The organism is Paracoccus caeni (assembly GCF_016629665.1).
In the GTDB taxonomy this organism is placed as follows: Bacteria; Pseudomonadota; Alphaproteobacteria; order Rhodobacterales; family Rhodobacteraceae; genus Paracoccus; species Paracoccus caeni.
Genome location: NZ_JAEPRQ010000001.1, coordinates 265,508 through 282,633 on the forward strand (window position 1 = coordinate 265,508; position 17,126 = coordinate 282,633).

21 protein-coding genes are annotated in these 17,126 nt (G+C 62.6%); 9 read left to right on the forward strand and 12 right to left on the reverse strand.

Annotation, left to right across the window (positions count from 1 at the left end):
- Positions 1-7: 7 nt before the first annotated feature.
- The gene (locus JJJ17_RS01185; RefSeq protein WP_325168742.1) at positions 8-526 is read right to left on the reverse strand and encodes a L,D-transpeptidase family protein; all 519 of its coding nucleotides are present in this window, start codon (positions 524-526) and stop codon (positions 8-10) included.
- Positions 523-1,581 (reverse strand): GTP cyclohydrolase II, encoded by a 1,059-nt coding sequence (gene ribA, locus JJJ17_RS01190; RefSeq protein WP_200683193.1) that lies wholly within the window; start codon positions 1,579-1,581, stop codon positions 523-525. The genes JJJ17_RS01185 and ribA overlap by 4 nt, the downstream gene beginning before the upstream one ends.
- A gap of 144 nt (positions 1,582-1,725) precedes the next feature.
- Between ribA and JJJ17_RS01195 the strand changes: the two genes are divergently transcribed.
- Entirely contained in the window at positions 1,726-2,412 is a 687-nt protein-coding gene (locus JJJ17_RS01195; protein WP_200683194.1) for a response regulator transcription factor, read from the forward strand.
- A gap of 111 nt (positions 2,413-2,523) precedes the next feature.
- On the opposite strand, the gene JJJ17_RS01200 is transcribed toward JJJ17_RS01195, so the two are convergent.
- Entirely contained in the window at positions 2,524-3,207 is a 684-nt protein-coding gene (locus JJJ17_RS01200; protein WP_200683196.1) for a ZinT family metal-binding protein, read from the reverse strand.
- A 207-nt stretch (positions 3,208-3,414) separates the two neighbouring features.
- Here JJJ17_RS01200 and JJJ17_RS01205 point away from each other — a divergent pair, with 207 nt between their 5' ends.
- Positions 3,415-4,089: a hypothetical protein gene (locus tag JJJ17_RS01205; RefSeq protein WP_200683198.1), complete on the forward strand. Its 675-nt coding sequence runs from the start codon at positions 3,415-3,417 to the stop codon at positions 4,087-4,089.
- Positions 4,090-4,112: 23 nt separating this feature from the next.
- Positions 4,113-4,391, forward strand: coding sequence for a hypothetical protein (locus JJJ17_RS01210; RefSeq protein ID WP_200683200.1), 279 nt, complete (start codon positions 4,113-4,115; stop codon positions 4,389-4,391).
- A 208-nt stretch (positions 4,392-4,599) separates the two neighbouring features.
- Here JJJ17_RS01210 and JJJ17_RS01215 read toward each other — a convergent pair whose 3' ends face one another.
- From JJJ17_RS01215 to JJJ17_RS01230, 4 genes are all read right to left on the reverse strand, one after another.
- Positions 4,600-5,574 (reverse strand): glutathione S-transferase family protein, encoded by a 975-nt coding sequence (locus tag JJJ17_RS01215; protein ID WP_200683202.1) that lies wholly within the window; start codon positions 5,572-5,574, stop codon positions 4,600-4,602.
- Positions 5,575-5,641: 67 nt separating this feature from the next.
- A complete protein-coding gene (locus tag JJJ17_RS01220) occupies positions 5,642-6,958 on the reverse strand; it encodes an MFS transporter (RefSeq protein ID WP_200683204.1) in 1,317 nt (438 codons plus the stop codon).
- Between the two features lie 110 nt (positions 6,959-7,068).
- On the reverse strand, positions 7,069-7,755 hold the full coding sequence (locus JJJ17_RS01225; protein WP_200683206.1) for a sirohydrochlorin chelatase: 687 nt from the start codon (positions 7,753-7,755) through the stop codon (positions 7,069-7,071).
- Positions 7,755-8,315 carry a DUF4202 domain-containing protein gene (locus tag JJJ17_RS01230; RefSeq protein ID WP_200683208.1) on the reverse strand — a complete coding sequence of 187 codons (561 nt, stop codon included), beginning with the start codon at positions 8,313-8,315 and terminating at the stop codon, positions 7,755-7,757. Before JJJ17_RS01230 ends, JJJ17_RS01225 begins: the two co-directional genes overlap by 1 nt.
- Before the next feature lie 53 nt (positions 8,316-8,368).
- On the opposite strand from JJJ17_RS01230, the gene JJJ17_RS01235 reads away from it, so the two are divergent.
- On the forward strand, positions 8,369-8,905 hold the full coding sequence (locus JJJ17_RS01235; protein WP_234463830.1) for an NnrU family protein: 537 nt from the start codon (positions 8,369-8,371) through the stop codon (positions 8,903-8,905).
- A gap of 176 nt (positions 8,906-9,081) precedes the next feature.
- Positions 9,082-9,570 carry an META domain-containing protein gene (locus tag JJJ17_RS01240; RefSeq protein WP_200683209.1) on the forward strand — a complete coding sequence of 163 codons (489 nt, stop codon included), beginning with the start codon at positions 9,082-9,084 and terminating at the stop codon, positions 9,568-9,570.
- 9 nt (positions 9,571-9,579) lie between these two features.
- Here the strand turns inward: JJJ17_RS01240 and JJJ17_RS01245 are convergent, their stop codons facing one another.
- Entirely contained in the window at positions 9,580-10,602 is a 1,023-nt protein-coding gene (locus JJJ17_RS01245) for an NAD(P)/FAD-dependent oxidoreductase (protein WP_325168771.1), read from the reverse strand.
- A 37-nt stretch (positions 10,603-10,639) separates the two neighbouring features.
- Between JJJ17_RS01245 and mnmD the strand changes: the two genes are divergently transcribed.
- Positions 10,640-11,317 carry a tRNA (5-methylaminomethyl-2-thiouridine)(34)-methyltransferase MnmD gene (mnmD, locus tag JJJ17_RS01250; protein WP_200683211.1) on the forward strand — a complete coding sequence of 226 codons (678 nt, stop codon included), beginning with the start codon at positions 10,640-10,642 and terminating at the stop codon, positions 11,315-11,317.
- 74 nt (positions 11,318-11,391) lie between these two features.
- Here the strand turns inward: mnmD and JJJ17_RS01255 are convergent, their stop codons facing one another.
- The gene (locus tag JJJ17_RS01255) at positions 11,392-12,120 is read right to left on the reverse strand and encodes a rhomboid family intramembrane serine protease (protein WP_200683212.1); all 729 of its coding nucleotides are present in this window, start codon (positions 12,118-12,120) and stop codon (positions 11,392-11,394) included.
- Between the two features lie 12 nt (positions 12,121-12,132).
- Positions 12,133-12,555: an META domain-containing protein gene (locus tag JJJ17_RS01260; protein ID WP_200683213.1), complete on the reverse strand. Its 423-nt coding sequence runs from the start codon at positions 12,553-12,555 to the stop codon at positions 12,133-12,135.
- A gap of 148 nt (positions 12,556-12,703) precedes the next feature.
- Here JJJ17_RS01260 and JJJ17_RS01265 point away from each other — a divergent pair, with 148 nt between their 5' ends.
- Together JJJ17_RS01265 and JJJ17_RS01270 are read left to right on the forward strand one after the other, a co-directional pair.
- Positions 12,704-13,972, forward strand: coding sequence for a 4-aminobutyrate--2-oxoglutarate transaminase (locus JJJ17_RS01265; RefSeq protein WP_200683215.1), 1,269 nt, complete (start codon positions 12,704-12,706; stop codon positions 13,970-13,972).
- A gap of 279 nt (positions 13,973-14,251) precedes the next feature.
- Positions 14,252-15,010, forward strand: coding sequence for an SDR family oxidoreductase (locus JJJ17_RS01270; protein WP_200683217.1), 759 nt, complete (start codon positions 14,252-14,254; stop codon positions 15,008-15,010).
- Between the two features lie 7 nt (positions 15,011-15,017).
- Here the strand turns inward: JJJ17_RS01270 and JJJ17_RS01275 are convergent, their stop codons facing one another.
- Positions 15,018-15,488, reverse strand: coding sequence for an Lrp/AsnC family transcriptional regulator (locus JJJ17_RS01275; RefSeq protein ID WP_200683219.1), 471 nt, complete (start codon positions 15,486-15,488; stop codon positions 15,018-15,020).
- A complete protein-coding gene (locus JJJ17_RS01280) occupies positions 15,485-15,940 on the reverse strand; it encodes an Lrp/AsnC family transcriptional regulator (protein WP_200683220.1) in 456 nt (151 codons plus the stop codon). Before JJJ17_RS01280 ends, JJJ17_RS01275 begins: the two co-directional genes overlap by 4 nt.
- A 130-nt stretch (positions 15,941-16,070) precedes the next feature.
- Between JJJ17_RS01280 and ilvC the strand changes: the two genes are divergently transcribed.
- On the forward strand, positions 16,071-17,093 hold the full coding sequence (ilvC, locus tag JJJ17_RS01285; RefSeq protein ID WP_200683221.1) for a ketol-acid reductoisomerase: 1,023 nt from the start codon (positions 16,071-16,073) through the stop codon (positions 17,091-17,093).
- Positions 17,094-17,126 lie beyond the last annotated feature (33 nt).

Here is a 17,126-nt window from a genome sequence, read left to right on the forward strand (position 1 = left end):
CGTTGCTTTATGGATATTTGAATGAAGAAGAAGCCGGGACGATAAGGCGCGTCCCGGGGGCGGCGTGTTTTGCGATCCAGATGAGGTTGGCGCGGGCGAAGGCGATGCAGCCCTCGGTTCCGAAACCGGGGCGGCGCCATTGATGCAGGAAGATCGCCGAGCCGTGGCCGGGCAGCGCGTCGGGCCAGTTCCAGTCAGTCGTCAGGATCAGATCATAGAGCGGGTCGGCGCGGCGCAGGCGTTCGTGGCTGGCCGTGAACGGCGCGTTGACGTGGTGATTATAGGCGGGGTGATCGGGGGCGTCGCACCAAAGGTCGGTGGGGCCGATGGGTCGCGCCCATGGTGCGGGCGAAGGCAGGCGGTCGGGGCGATACCAAAGGCCGGTGATGTGGTGGATGCCTGCGGGTGTCGCTTTGTCGCCTTCTTGTTTGAAACTGGTGACGCCTGATTTGCCGATGCTGCAGGGGAACAGGCGGCCAAGGAAGCGCAGTCCCTGCGGGGTCAGCACCATGTCGAAAGGGGTCACAGCAAATGCCCCGACTTTTCGGATTTCGTATCGAGGTAGTCGGTGTTGAAACGGTTGCGTGGTGTGATCAGCGGCACCCGTTCGACCACATCAAGGCAATGGCTTTGCAGCATCGCGACCTTGCGCGGGTTGTTGGTCATCAGCCGAACCGCGCCAAAGCCCAGACGCCGCAGCAAGGCTGCGCCGATGCGGAAGTCGCGTTCGTCGTCCTCGAAGCCCAGCCGATGGTTCGCCTCGACTGTATCGAAACCCTGATTCTGCAGGTCATAGGCGCGCATCTTATTGGCCAACCCGATGCCGCGCCCCTCTTGGTTCAGATAGAGCAGCACGCCCGCCCCCGCCTGCCCCATGGTGTTCAGCGCCGCATGAAGCTGCGGCCCGCAATCGCATTTCAGGCTGCCCAGTACATCGCCGGTGAAGCAGGCTGAATGCAGCCGCGCCAGAACCGGCGCGTCTCGGGGCGGATCGCCGATTTCGATGGCGTAATGTTCGGCCCCGCCATCATCGGGGCGGAAGATATGCAGGCGTGAGCGTTCCGAGGATTGCAGCGGCAGACGCGCGGCGGCGACCGGATGCATCGCCGTCTCGCTTGCCAGAAGCGCCAGAAGCGGGCCGGGGGCAAGCTGGGTCAGGCCGGGCAGCGGGTCCGACCGCACCATCAGCATCGCAGGCAGCAATTGCGCAGATTTCGCCAGCGCCAGTGCCGCCTGATGGGCCTGCACATCGCCTTCACGTTCGGTGAAAAGCGGTCCCTTCATCGGCGTCATCAGATCACCCGAAGGATCGGCCAGCGCCTTCAGCCATGCCAGATCGGCATCGCCCGGCACGATCACCCGCGCCAGACCGTCATCATAGACCCGCGCCTTCAGCGTCTCGGCCCGTCTTCCCGTCAGCGCCAAAACCGGGCGACCGATCGCCCGCATGTCGTCCAGCCGCGCCGCAACCAGCGTTTCCACCGCCGCGACAAGATAGCCGCCGATCATCACCGGCAGGCCGACGCGCAGGTCGGTGCGGGCGCGGGCGGCGGTTTCGGACAGGGTCGGGATCAGGCTCATCGGGGCTCAGCAGTCGCGTGGAATTGAAACATTCTGAAACATAGTGCCTTTCTCCGACAAAACCATGTGAGATTTCCGACATGTTGCTGGACGGACGCCGCGTCCGACCCCACTCCTTTGCGTGAATGAATTAACGGAGGCAACATGGCCGGTCTGAAAAAAATTCTGCTTGTCGATGACGAGGAAGACCTGCGCGAGGCTTTGGCCGAGCAATTGGTGGCGACCGACGATTTCGACGTGACCGAGGCTGGCAGCGGCGCGGAAGCGGTCGAGGCGACCAAGGGCGCGATTTACGATCTGGTGGTGCTGGATGTCGGCCTGCCCGACACGGACGGACGCGAGCTGTGCAAGAAGCTGCGCAAGCTGAACGTCAAATGCCCGATCGTGATGCTGACCGGGCATGATACCGATGCCGACACCATTCTTGGCCTTGATGCGGGCGCGAACGACTATGTGACGAAGCCGTTCAAGTTCCCGGTGCTTCTGGCCCGCCTGCGTGCGCAACTTCGCACGCACGAGCAGTCCGAAGACGCGATCTTCCAGCTCGGGCCGTATACCTTCAAGCCTGCGATGAAGATGCTGATCGATCAGAAGGACCGCAAGATCCGCCTGACCGAGAAGGAAACCAATATCCTGAAGTTTCTCTATCGCGCTCAGGATGGTGTGGTGCCGCGTGATGTGCTGCTGCATGAGGTCTGGGGCTATAACGCGGGCGTCACCACGCATACGCTGGAGACGCATATCTACCGCCTGCGCCAGAAGATCGAGCCCGATCCCTCGAATGCGCGGCTTCTGGTGACGGAATCGGGCGGCTATCGTCTGGTCGCCTGATCGTTGCGAAACAAGAAAAGGCCCGGCGCAATGCCGGGCCTTTTGGGTTCTGCGGCATGGGTGGTTAACCCTTTTTCGCGCCGTCATAACCCTCTGCTCGTGCCTGTTGGCTTAATGCGCCAGCATCTCGTGCAGAATTCCATCCGCGTCGAGGTTGGAGGGGTAATAGGTCGGCCAGTTGGTCAGCTCTTCCAGAACCGCCGCACGGTCGTCACCCCAATACAGGTGGAAATGCCCCGACTTCTGCGGTGCGATGATGTGGTCGCTGAACTGGACGATCTTCGGCGCGGCCTCATCGCCTGAGACCTTTTCGAAGATGAACCGAACGCCGCGATTGCCCTTGGCATAGTTCAGAATCTCGTAGCCGCCGGACTCGTATTCGCCCGAGGCTTTCTCTTCACCCCGATAGAAATCGAAGCGGTTGCCCTCGATGGTGATGCGGTCTACGTCGGTCTTGTAGCCGGTCTCGTAATAGGCGCGGTATTCCTCGGCGGTCTTGTCGCCATGTTCGGCCTTGTGTTCCATCACCGGGTCCAGCGTGCCATCGGCCAGATAGGGATAGACCGACTGCCAGTCACCTTCCCAATCCGACAAGTCGCGCGGCTGAACCTGCGCATCCTCGAAATAGCCTTTGGCCGGGTTGTTCTCGGTGTCGTGCGAATGATCGTGGGCGTGGTCATGTGCGTGATCATGCTTGGCGGCAGTTTCGGCCATTGCAATGCCCGTCTGGGCCGCGACCGCCAAAGCCGTGCCAAGCGCCAGCGCGCCAAGATGCCGTGCGAAATTCTTCTGCATGTCTCAATATCCTTGATGGTGGAGGGGGCTGGGCTGATTAGCTTGCTGGCAAATTAGTAATAGTATTACATAACATATTACAAGCGGATTTCTTAACCCGGGCGTCATGAAGATGCCTCTGGTCCTCACCATGACATGCTCGATCACCGTTGACGCCGACGATGCCCGGCCAATACCAATGGCTTCAGCGATATTTGAGGCATTTTGATGACGGATGAGATTTGGTTCATACCACCCGACGCTGCGCTGACGGTGTTGCCGTCCGTCCTGACGGCCCAGAACGAAGAGCAGTTTTTGCAAGCGGCCCAGCCCGTAGCGGATGACCAGCAGCGGATGGTTGATGAATATCTGAAAGCCATAGGGACGCAGCTAAGCAAGGATGGCATCGGGTCGCGTATCGTCGATTGGCTCGTGGTGATGCTGTTGAAGTTGAGCGGTGTGAAGCCGCCGCAACCAGAGGCGCTGAGCTTGGCGAGCATATTTTCGGCGCAGATGATGATTGCCGAAACCCGTCCGACAGTTGAACTTTCCATGACGACGGATGAGGTGCTTGCGCTGACGGCGGCCCTGCGCGACCGGATCGGGGCCATCATCTCGGCAGATCGGGGTGTTGGTCCAATGCGTGTGGAGTTGCCGCAGAATGCGCTAGATTTCCTCGATGAGGGTCGCAGCTTGTCGGCAGAGGAAGATGCTATTTTCGAAATCTCGAAGATCACTGCCTATTGGCCGCCGGTATCGGGCAAGCCGGGACTGGCGCTGATTGAACAGCGGGAAGACAACGGCTTGCCCATCCACATCAGCATGCTTGCGCAGGACCGCGCAGGACATGACCAGTTGCTGGAGTGTCTGGAACGCCACGGCGGCGCTCTATCTCAGGGCTGAACGCGAACAAGGAAAAACCCGCCATGCGAATCTTCTTCGGCATCCTTCTGATCATGCTCGGCCTGTTTCTGATGATCGGCCCTTTCCCTGCGTCGTATTATCTCATCGGCCTAGCCTGCGGGATGAATACCACGGGCTGCCGGGAGCCTATTGGCCCGCAGTTCGTGGAATTCATCTTCGGTGTGGGTGCGGTCATCTGGATCATTGCCGGTGCCGGTGCGTTGCTTATCTGGCGCGGCCGCGTGCTGATGAAACCGCGTCCGGTCGATAAGCCAAGACGCCATCCTCCACGCCTGCGCTGAGATCGGCATCTTCCTGCTGAACTCCGCCTCGGGTGGAACCACCTTCGGGTCGCCACGTTGATTGACCGAAGCCCGGTGGTCGGCGGATACGGCCACAACCCTCCCTCTCTGATGCCCCGGCGTTTTCCCGCGCCGGGGTTTCGCTTTTCACCGGACCGGCACGCCGCTTCTTCTTCATCCAAATATCCAAAGGGCGACGTTGCCAACGTCACTCCCGTCCGTGCGGCACGCTCCAGTCGATCTCTGGTCCGACCGGCACGATCCGGTGCGGGTTCACCGTGTCGTGGCTGTAATAATAGTGGCGCACGATATGATCCGGTTTGACCGTCGCCGCGACGCCGGGCCACTGATACAATTCACGCGCCCAGCCCCAGATGTTCGGATACTGAACCACCTGCCGCCGGTTGCATTTGAAATGCGTATGATAGACGGAATCGAAACGGCAGATCGTGGTGAACAGCCGCCAATCGGCTTCCGTGACCCGCTCGCCCAGCAGATAGCGGTTCTTGGACAGAACCTCCTCGATCCAGTCCAGCGTGTCGAACAGCGGCCCGATGGCCTTGTCATAGGCGGCCTGCGTCGTCGCAAAGCCGCATTTGTAAACGCCGTTATTGACGCTGTCATAGATACGCCCGTTCATCTCATCGATACGGTCACGCAATGAATAGGGGTAGAAATCATACTCGACCCCGGTGATCCGGTCGAAGGCGCAGTTGAACATGCGGATAATATCGGCGCTTTCGTTCGACACGATGGTGTCGCGCTCTCGGTCCCACAAAACCGGCACCGTCACCCGGCCCGAGGCTTTGGGATCGGCGCGCAGATAGATGTCGCGCAGATAGCGGCTCCCGAAAAGCTGATCGCCCGTTGCACCGGGGAAATCCTCGCCGAACTCCCAGCCTTCCTTCAGCATGTCAGGATGGACGGCGGACACTTCGATATGATCCGTCAGGCCCTGCAGCGCCCGATAGATCAGCGTCCGATGCGCCCAAGGGCAGGCATAGGCGACGTAAAGGTGATAGCGGCCGCTTTCCGCCTTGAACCCGCCGGTGCCGGTCGGGCCGGGCGTGCCGTCGGCGGTGATCCAGTTGCGGTGCCGCGAGGTGTCGCGCACGAACTCTCCGCCGCTGGAATCGGTATCATACCATTCGTCTTTCCAGACGCCGTTGACCAACTGGCCCATGGGGTTCCCTCCGCTGATTGCCCGCGAAGGATCGGGGCAATCAGCCGGAAGCTCAACCCCCGCAGGGTCAGGCGATGGCCTGATCCCGCGTCTCGGCCCGCACCATCAGCAACGCAGCCGCCGCCAGAAGCAGCAGCAGCGCAAAGGCCCCGATGGCAAAGCCGAAGCCCTTGGCGAAGACGATGGCCAGCAGGCTTGGCGCAAGAATGCCGCCCAGCCGGGCGATTGCGCTGGCCGTGCCCATGCCGGTGCCGCGCAGATGGGTCGGGTAAAGTTCGGGCGTAAAGGCGTAAAGCGCGCCCCATGTGCCCAGAAGCGCAAAGCTCATCAGGATCAGCGCAACCGCGACCACCGCAGGCCCCGAGGCAAAGGCGAACAGCGCGCATCCCGCCGCGCTGAGAAGCAGAAAGCCCAGCAACGTATTGCGCCGCCCGACGGCCTCGACCCCCCATGCCGCAAGCGCGTAACCGGGCACCTGCGCCAGCGCCAGAATCACAAGGAAGCCGTAGCCCCGCACGAAGCCGAACCCTTCGGTCGCAAGCTGCCCCGGCACCCAGACAAAGACGCCGTAATAGGACAGCGACACCAGAAACCACACTGCCAGCACCCCGATGGTGCGGTTGCGCAGCAGGACCGAGAAGATCGAGGTTTCCGCTGCAATCGGCACATCCGCTGCAACCAGCCGCATATCGGCGGGCAGTACGTCCACGCCATTCGCGCGCAGCACCCGGTTCACCACCGCCTTCGCCTCATCGTTGCGACCCTTGCGGACCAGATACATCGGCGATTCCGGCACCCATAGGCGCAGGAAAACCCCGATCACTGCCGGGAAGGCGGCGACCGCGAAGATCCAGCGCCACGGATCAGCCGCGCTCTGGCTGGCCGCGATCCATGCGGTCACGGCCACGATGATCGTGCCGATGGCCCAAAAGCCTTCCAGCCAGACCAGCCAGCGGCCCCGGTTCTTCGGCGGCAAAAATTCAGCCATCATCGCGTAATCGACAGGCAGTGTGCCGCCCACCGCCACGCCGGTCAGAAAGCGCAGCACCAGCAGCAACGTGAAATCCTGCGCAAAGACCGAGGCGAGGCCGAAGACCGCATCCATCAGTACCGTCAGCAGCAGGATATTCCGTCGCCCGATCCGGTCGGCGATCCGGCCAAAGCCCGCAGCGCCGACGAACATGCCCAGAAAGAACACCGTCCCGATCTGCAGCGCCGTTACCCGCTCCAGCCCGAAGGTCGCGGCGATCGAGGGCGCGGCAAAGCCCACCGCGATCACCTGCATCGCATCGGCGGCCCAGACCAGCCCGAAGATCCCCAACAGGCCCCACTGAAACCGCCCGGCGCCACCGCGCGCCAAAGCCTCGTCAACCGTCAACTTCATCGCATCCGGTCCTTTCTGACCAAATCGTTGAGGTTTACCTATCGCGGCTTTGCGATCTCACCAAGCCGTGATTGCGGTTCCAGGTCGATCGTCGCAGCAGACCGCCCAATTCAGCGGGTGCCGCAATCCCTGCGGATTGCGGCGGCGATCAAGGCGGGGACTTCCGGGGCAAGCCCTATCGGGTCCAGTCGAGGGCCGCTGAAACCCGCCTCGTCCAGTGCGGTCGGCAGATCGTCAAGAACATGCTCTGCCCGCAGCGCGAAAAAGGGCATGCTGACCGCCTGTTCCAATCCGCGTGCAGCATCGGCGATGAACGGTTCCTGCTCGACAAAGCCGGTGACGACGCGGGCGAAATGCGCCTCGATCAGCGCGGCCACATGATTGGTGATGGTAAAACTGGCCTGAGAGCGTTGCGAGCCATGGGCGGTCAGCAGCAAGGTTGTCTCAACGGGCGACCAACCCCGTGCGATGGCGGCGACATGCGCCTTGGCGGTCATAAGCTGCGGCAATGCCGGATCGGTGCCAAAGGGGCGCATGATCCGTGCCCCTGCCGCCCCCGCCTCGGACAGCCTGCGCGGCAGTTCGGTGCGGGTGAACCAACCCTCGGCCATGAACATCGGATAGATCAGGCTGTCCGTATCGCAGGCAGCGGCAAGTGCGCCCGGCATGGCAAGCGTCGCGCCACGCATCTCGCAGCCGGGGTCGTGTGAGGCCACCTGTCCGGCAAGCTGTTCGACCGCTTGTTGCTGCGGGCCGGGATCGCCGGGCTGACCATGCGAGACGATGACGGCGCGCATCAGTCGCGGAAATATTGCGCGAAGGCTTCCGGCATCGGAAATTCCTGCAACACGCGCGCCCGGCCTTCGGGCGACATCTTGTTGGCGGTCTTTTCGATGATGCGGGGCATTTTCTCGTCCGGGGTCTCGGCCATGAAATCGCCCAGATACCAGCGGATGAAGACGAAGCAGATCACGTCCTCCAGCGCCTGCGTGTCGTCGTCGCGCTTGATCCCCTGCTTCATCAGCATCTTGCGGGCATGGTCGATCTCTGCGGGATCATAGCCCGCCTTGTCCATGATCCCGGCGATACGCTCGGCATGGCGGCGACCCTGCTCGACCCGCCATTGCAGATAACCGGCCCGATCCATGGGATAGGCGTCGCGCGGCAGTTTCCAACGTTCGATATGCTGGCCTCGGCAGGCGATCTGCAGCACCTCGCTCGCCTCGGGGAAAAGGCGTAGCTGTTCCGAGGTCATCCGCTGCCCATATAACAGCGCGGCAGGCTGGCCGTCCTCTAGCGTCGGGTCCAGGGCGTTGGCGTCGTCTATCGTGGCGAAGGCCTGATCCAGTCGGGTCATCAATCTCTCCATGTGACATATATTCTCACCCGGTAGCGCCGCGCGCCGCAAGCATGTATCGCGGCAGGATGGGAGCTTGGGGCGAATATATTCTGGCTTGGGCCTGCTTTCTGGGCGCGCATGTGATCCCGGCGGCAAGGCCCTTGCGTGGCTGGCTGATTGGCCGGATCGGGCGGCGGGGCTATCTGGCCGCGTTCAGCCTGCTGTCGCTTGTGCTTCTCTACTGGCTGATCAAGGCGACGGGACGGGCGCCCTTCGTGCCGCTATGGGATGCGGGAATGGCCGGACGCTGGCTGGTCAATCTTGCCATGCCGCTGGCGATCCTTTCTGTGACGCTGGCGGTCGGTCTGCCGGGGCTGGTGTCGGCTTTCGCGATCTGGTCCGCTGCGCATCTGATCGCGAATGGCGATCTGTCGCATCTGCTGTTCTTCGGCGGCATGCTGATCTTTGCGCTGACGGGGCTGCTGCGGTCGGGCCTGCCCGGCAGGTTCCGCGTGACCCCGCTACGGATTGTGGCGGCCGTGGTGATCTGGGCTACCTTGTTGCATCTGCATCCTCTGGTCATCGGGGTCTCACCGCTGCCGGGATGATGCTCTGTGATCACAATGTCTGCAAAATCTTGCCCGAATCCGCTGTGGTCACGAACAATCGTTAAATTAAAACTGGAATAATCAACCTCGCTCTGTCCACATGGCAAAGACAAAGAAACGGGGGCCTGCCCGTCCGGCAGCGCTCTGATCAGATTTGATGCCAGGGAGAAGACCCGATGCTCCGTTCCAACCGCCTTGGATTTTTCGGCCTTGCGAGCGCCGCTGTTCTTGCGCTTGCCGCTTGCGAGCCGACGACCACCTCGACTTCAACAACGCCCGAGGGTGAGGATCGCGGCTTCATCCCCGGCGGCAGCTATGTGCTGGTGGGAATGGACGGACAAACCGTGCCGCTGCGTGACATGACCCTGCTGGTCGAAGAGCGGCGGTTGTCGGGGCAGGGGCCGTGCAACGCCTATTCGGCGAATAACAACGTCGATCTTCCGCAGGTGCAACTGTCGCAGATCGTGACCGCCGGTGTGCCGTGCAAGAATTCGCGGATCGAGAACCGCTTCCTGTCCGTTCTGCAGCAGGCAACCGCAATGGAGTTCTATGGCGGCGTGCTGAAGATCAAATCGCCCTCGACCTGGCTGATCTTCGAACATGGCATGCGTGCCGACAGCGCCGTCAGCGCGCTGGACACGGTGCGCGGCACGGCCCAGCAATAGGCACGTTGGCTAGAGGCGAAAGCCCTCGGGGATCGCGTCCTGTCCGGTCAGGATCAGATTGGCCATCAGGGCAGCGATCTTCGGGGCCATGCCAAAGCCGATCTTGAAGCCGCCATTGGCGACGAAATGCCCTTCGCGTCCCGGCCAGTGTCCCAGCAGCGGGGCACGGCTTTTGGCGCGGGCGCGCGCGCCTGCCCAGCGGTCGATGACCGGCGCATCTGCCAGCGCGGGACATAGCTGGCGCGCGCGGGCAATGATCTCGTCCAGCCGCTCGTCGTGCTGCAGATCGCCATATTCGTTTTCCGAGGTCGAGCCGATCGCGACCGTCCCGTCCTGATGCGGCACGATATGCAGCCCGTCTGCAAAGACCTGCGGCGCGTTGGGCGCGGCGTGGCGAAGCAGGGCAGATTGACCCTTCACACCCTTGCCGATGTTGCGGCCCAGAGCGTCGGTCAGATCAAGCAATCCGGGCGTTCCCGTCGCCCAAAGCGTCGTGCCCGTCAGCGCGTCAGGATCGGGCCGCTGCCCCTCGATCACCTCGGCGCCACTGCGCCGCAACGCCTGCGTCAGCGCCGAAAGGGCCGCGCGAGGATTGATCCGGGCGGTCAGACCATCGACCAGCCATAGGCCAATCGGGCTGTCCGGGATCAGCGCGGCATCGGGCCGGTCGGTCAGGCGCAACTGCATCTCTGTGGGCCATCGATCCTGCGAAGCGGTGATCCGGGCTTGCAGGCGCGCGGCCTCGTCCGGGTCCGTCAGCGGTTGCAGGCGGCCGGCGCGCAGATAGCCTGTCGGCTGACCGGATGCGGCCTCGACATCGCGCCAGAATGAACCCGCCATCAGCAGGCTTTCCAGTTGAAACGCCTTCTTCGGGTTCCAGTTGTCGGGCGCATGCGGTGCCAGCGCGCCGACATGCCCGCCGGACGATCCCGCGCCGATGCGATCCGCCTCGATCACCCGCACGGACGCGCCGCGCCGGGACATTTCCCATGCGCAGCACAGGCCGAAAATGCCGCCGCCGATGATCGTCACGCTTGTCAAAGCCCCCGCCTTTCCCCTAGCTGCCGGTATGAGCGATCTATCCGATGAGACCGGGCCGAACCAGCCACAGCTTGAATGGCGCGACGGCGGCGTGCCGATCTCGACTCTGTTCGACGATCCCTATTTCAGTCTCGCCGGGGGGCTGGAGGAAACGCGGCATGTGTTTCTGGACGGCAATGATCTGCCCGCGCGTCTGGTGCCGGGCTTTCACGTTGCAGAGCTTGGCTTCGGGACCGGGTTGAACTGCCTTGCTCTGGCCCAGATCGCGCAGGTTCCGGTGACGATGACCAGCTTCGAGGCATGGCCGATGAGCGTGGCGCAGATGGAGCAGGCGCATGCGGCCTTTCCTGCGTTGGCAGCTTTGGCCGGGGAACTGCGGGCCGGTTGGGGAAACCCCATCATTCGCGTTGGTCAGGTCACGCTGCATCTGGAGATCGGCGATGTCGCAGAGCGGCTGCCGTCATGGACGGGGCAGGCGGATGCATGGTTTCTGGACGGCTTCTCGCCAGCAAAAAACCCCGAGATGTGGCGGGAAGAGATCATGGCGGAGGTGGGGCGACACGCGGCCCCCGGCGCCAGTTTCGCCACCTATACGGCAGCGGGGTTCGTGCGGCGTGCGCTGGAGGAAGCCGGGTTCCGGGTCGAGCGGCGTCCGGGTTTTGGTCGCAAGCGGCATATGAGCGTCGGGCGGATGCCGGTCCTTTAAGACGCGGTCGCAGGGGGCGCTGCCCCGCCGCGCTGCGCGCGACTCCCCGGGATATTTCTGAACCAATGCAGGGGTCAGCGGCGGGTCACGCGGGGGACGCGGCTGTTGGTGTAATGCGTTTCGGGATGCGGGGGATGGCCGTGGTTGCGGTTCCAGAAGGCGGTGCCGCCGCGCCGCAGGAACAGCGGCAGGGCCAGCACCAACCCTGCGACGAAGCCGCCGGCATGGGCCCAATAGGCGACGCCTCCCTGATCTCCGGGGGTGTTGAAACCGCCAAAGATTTGCAGCGCAAACCAGACGGCAAGGACCACCCATGCAGGCAGGGTGAAAACCTTGAAGAAGATGATGAAGATCGCAAGGATATCGACGCGGGCACGCGGGAAAAGCAGCAGATAGGCCCCCATGACCCCGGCAATTGCCCCTGACGCGCCGATCATCGGGATGGGCGAATAAGGGGTCGCCGCGATCTGCGCCGCCGCTGCGACCAGTCCCGCCGAGAGGTAGAAGACCAGAAAGCCGCGATGCCCCATCTGGTCTTCCAGATTGTCCCCGAAGATCCACAAAAACAGCATGTTGCCGACGATATGCATGATCCCGCCATGCAGGAACATGTGCGAGAAGAGGCCCCACAGCATGTCTCCGTTCACCACCGCAACCGGGTAAAGGGCAAGGCGCGTCCAAAGCCAGTTCCCGGCCTCGAATGTCGGCAGGGTTAGCAGATACATCACGATATTCGCCGCGATCAGCGCATAGGTGACATAGGGGGTCTGTTCTGAGGGATTGTGGTCCCGGATCGGGAACATCGGTGTCGCGCCTTACCGGGGTTGCAGCAGGATACGCTCGCGTCCCTCGGCATCGATCAGCGCGACGGTGCTGCGATCCTCGGACGGTTTGACGCCGGTCACCACGCCAAGCGCCGTGGAGAGTCGCGTTTCGGCTGTGTTGCGTTCCGCGTCAAGGCAGGCGCGACGGGTCATCACCACGCCGCCGATCGTCATCACCTCGCCCTGGTGGGTCAGTTGTCCGCTATAGCGATTGCAGGGGCCAGCGCCCGAGACGCGGCCATCCTCGCCCACCTCGAAGGTGACGCCATCGGGCGCGGGGCTGCCGTCGATTCGGGTGATCGCATAGGTCGAGCCGGGGGCGAGGGTCGAGACCGCGCGCTGGCCCGCATCCTCACAGGCGGCAAGCAGGCCAAGGCCCAGTCCGGCGATCAGCGCGTTTCGGGTGAAGGTCATGATCCTGCGTCCTTTCTGTGGCATTTCAACCAGCATCGCGCGGCGGGTAAGGGTGCGCAAGACCTGTATCGGGCCGCTTCATCGCCGCCTCTGTTCGCGCCTGCGGAGCCGCGCTAGGATCGGTATCGGGCCGCTGAGGGAGGAACCGATGACCAGCATGACCGACCGCAAGAATGCCGCCATCTCGCGTGGCGTCGGCATGACCACGCAGATCTATGCCGACCGTGCCGAGAATGCCGAGATCTGGGACAAGGAGGGCAATCGCTACATTGATTTTGCTGCCGGAATCGCCGTGGTGAATACCGGGCATCGGCATCCCAAGGTGCTGCAGGCGGTGAAGGATCAGTTGGATCGATTCACCCATACCTGCCATCAGGTCGTCCCTTACGAGAATTATGTCGAACTGGCCGAGCGGCTGAACCGGCTGGTGCCGGGTGATTTCGAGAAGAAGACCATCTTCGCCACCACCGGGGCTGAAGCCGTTGAAAACGCGATCAAGATTGCGCGGCATTTTACCGGGCGGTCGGGGATTGTCAGCTTCTCGGGTGGGTTCCACGGACGGACTTTCATGGGCATGGCGCTGACCGGGAAGGTGCAGCCCTACAAGGCCGGGTTCGGGCCGATGATGCCGGATGTCTGGCATCTGCCATTCCCCAACCCGCTGCATGGCGTCAGCGTCGAGGAAGCGCTGAAGGCATTGGAAAGGCTGTTCAAATCCGATCTGGAACCGTCGCGCGTCGCGGCCATCATCATCGAGCCGGTGCAGGGCGAGGGTGGCTTTTACGAGGTGCCCGCGGGGTTCATGGAGAAGCTGCGGGGGCTGTGCGATACGCATGGGATGCTGCTGATCGCGGATGAGGTGCAGACCGGGTTTGCACGGACGGGCAAGCTTTTTGCGATGGAACATCATGGGGTTGCGGCTGATCTGACGACCATGGCCAAGGGGCTTGGTGGCGGTTTGCCGATCAGCGCGGTGACGGGCCGTGCCGATGTGATGGACAGTCCCAATCCGGGCGGACTAGGCGGCACCTATGCGGGCAATCCGCTGGGCGTGGCGGCGGCGCATGCGGTTCTGGACGTGATCGAGGAAGAGGGATTGTGCGACCGCGCCGTGCGCTTGGGTCAGCGCCTGAAACAGCGGCTGGCGGCCGTGCAGGAGCAAGTGCCTGAGATCATTGACATTCGCGGGCCGGGTTTCATGAACGCGGTCGAGTTCAACATCGCCGATACCGAGACCCCGGCACCGGAATTTGCGGGTCGGGTGCGGGAAGAGGCGTTGAAGCGCGGGCTGATCCTGCTGACCTGCGGGGTGAATGGCAATGTCATCCGCTTCCTCGCGCCGCTGACCATTCAGGATGCGGTGTTCGATGAGGCGCTGGACATCATCGAAGAGAGCATGGTGGCGGCGCGCGGTTAACTTTTCCGGGTGATGTCAGCCGTCGGCGTGGCATCGCCCGAAGCCCAGCAAATGCTGGGAAAAGCGCTGTGATTTGCGTACACCGGACAGGCACAGAGCGTACACAGTCTGTACACCGCTTGCGAGCGTTGCGTGGTTAATGTTGCGGCGTCGGTTCATCAACTTGAAACCACCTACCACCTGCCATCACAGAATGAATGCGACGCCTGTTTCGCGTGCTCGGTGAGGATGTGAACGACGTATCCGGGTCTCCTCTGCGACAAATCAAGGGAGACAGGCGTGGAACTCAAAGGGAAATCGATCATCATTACCGGCGCCAGCAGCGGGATTGGCGCTGCGGCGGCGCTGCTGTTTGCGCGTGAGGGCGCGAACCTGATTCTGGGGGCGCGGAGATCGGACAAGCTGAAAGTGCTGGCGCAGACGATCAATCAGGGAAGTGGAAGAGCCGTTTTCCTGCCCGGCGATGTGAAGGATGAGGCCTATGCGCAAGGGCTGGTCGATCTTGCGGTGGGCGAGTTCGGGCGGCTGGATGGTGCGCTGAACAATGCCGGGATCGTCGGGGATATGGTGGCGGTTTCCGAGATGCCCAACGACACTTGGCATGACGTGATCGCGACCAATCTGACCAGCGCGTTCCTTGCCGCGAAGGCGCAACTGCCTGTGATGCGCGGGCAGGGTGGCGGTTCGGTCGTGTTCACCTCGTCCTTCGTCGGGTTCAGCAATGGCGGGTTGCCGGGCATGGCGGCCTATGCGGCGTCGAAAGCCGGGGTGATCGGTCTGACGCAGGCGCTTGCATCGGAATATGCGGCTGCGGGCGTTCGGGTGAACGCATTGCTGCCGGGTGGGACGATCACGCCCGCGGGCGGTGAGGACAATCAGGAGGTGATGGACTTTGTGGCGGAACTGCATCCGATGAAGCGGATGGCAAGCGCGACCGAGATTGCGCAGGGCGCGCTGTATCTGCTGTCCGAGCGGTCTTCCTTCATGACCGGAAGTCCGATGATCGTCGATGGCGGCATGTCGGTCCGGCTTGCGTGACGCGCAGCTACCTGTCGAGCGGCGCCAGCGGTCCGGGGCGGCGTTCTTCTGACAGCATCACGTTCGCCTCGACCTGACCGATGCCGGGCAGGGTCATGATGCGGCGGCGAAGGATGCGTTCGAAATCGCTGATGTCGCGGGCGGTGATGCGCAGGCGATAGTCGAACTGGCCAAGGACGTGCTGGACCGTCTGCACCTCGGGGATGGCGGTCACGGCACGCTCGAATTCCTCAAGACTGGTGCGGCCCTTGGCGGCAAGGCGGATGCCAAGGAACACGGTGACGCCAAAGCCAAGGGCCGCGTTGTCCACCACGATGCGGCGACCGCCAAGGACGCCCGCCTCGGTCAGTTTGCGGATGCGACGCCATGCGGCGGGCTGGCCGATGCCGACGGCGCGGCCAATTTCGGCCGCGCTTTTGGTTGCATCCGCGGCCAGCACCCGCAGGATCGCCAGATCGGTATTGTCCAGATCGCTCACAGTGCCAGCTCCACGCTGTTCTTGATGGTCGAGACCAGCATCAGGGCGTCGCTGTCGGTCACATGCGGCAAACCAAGGATGCGGTCGCGATAGATTTGCTGCCAATGCGCCATGTCGCGCGCGATGACCGATAGCCGCAGATCGACGCTGCCAAGGAAGGTCTGGATCTCGATCACCTCGGGCACCTCGCGGGCGGCGGCGATGAATTCGTCGAACGCACGCGGGTTGGTTTTGTCGAGGGTGAAACGCAGGCTGACCTCGACCTCCCAGCCAAGGGCACGCCAGTCGATGCGGCTTTGAATCGCGGTGATCACGCCAGTTTCGCGCATCTTTTCCAGCCGCCGCCAGAGGCTGGCTGGCGTAACCCCGGCCCGTTCCGCCAGAATCGTATTCGAGGCGTCAGGATCGGCGAGAAGTTGACGAAGAATGCGGCGGTCGGTCGCGTCGGGCATGATTTTCTCAGATCAGGTAATTCATCGGCATGATCATTTCGATTTAATCTCACATAATGCGATCATTGAACATCCCTGACGCATGATCCCGCGCTACAAACCGGCAACTGGAGAGGAAAGGATATTCCCCATGCGCGTTTACTATGACCGCGATTGCGACGTGAACCTGATCAAGGACATGAAGGTCGCCATTCTGGGCTATGGCAGCCAAGGCCACGCCCATGCGCTGAACCTGCGCGATTCGGGTGCGAAGAACGTCGTCGTCGCCCTGCGCGAGGGCAGCCCCTCGGCCAAGAAGGCCGAAGGCGAGGGCCTGAAGGTCATGGGTCTTGCCGAGGCAGCCGCCTGGGCCGATCTGATCATGTTCACCATGCCGGACGAATTGCAGGCCGAGACCTACAAGAAATACGTCCATGACAATCTGCGCGACGGCGCGGCGATTGCATTCGCCCACGGTCTGAACGTGCATTTCGGCCTGATCGAGCCGAAGCCGGGCGTCGATGTCATCATGATGGCGCCGAAGGGTCCGGGCCACACGGTTCGCGGCGAATATGTCAAAGGCGGCGGCGTGCCCTGTCTGGTCGCGGTCCATCAGGACGCATCGGGCAAGGCGATGGATATCGGTCTGTCCTATTGCTCGGCCATTGGTGGCGGTCGTTCGGGCATCATCGAGACCAATTTCCGCGAGGAATGCGAGACCGACCTGTTCGGCGAACAGGCGGTTCTGTGCGGCGGTCTGGTCGAACTGATCCGCGCTGGTTTCGAGACGCTGGTGGAAGCAGGCTACGAGCCCGAGATGGCTTATTTCGAGTGTCTGCATGAGGTGAAGCTGATCGTGGATCTGATCTACGAAGGCGGCATCGCCAACATGAACTACTCGATCTCGAACACCGCCGAATATGGCGAATATGTCAGCGGCCCGCGCGTTCTGCCTTACGACGAGACCAAGGCCCGGATGAAAGCGGTTCTGACCGACATCCAGACCGGCAAATTCGTGCGTGACTTCATGCAGGAAAACGCGGTCGGGCAGCCGTTCTTCAAGGCGACCCGCCGGATCAATGACGAACATCAGATCGAGCAGGTCGGTGCGAAGCTGCGCGAAATGATGCCGTGGATTTCCAAAGGCAAGATGGTGGACAAAGCGCGCAACTGATCGGTTCGCGAACGTCTGAAAAGGGAAAGCCCG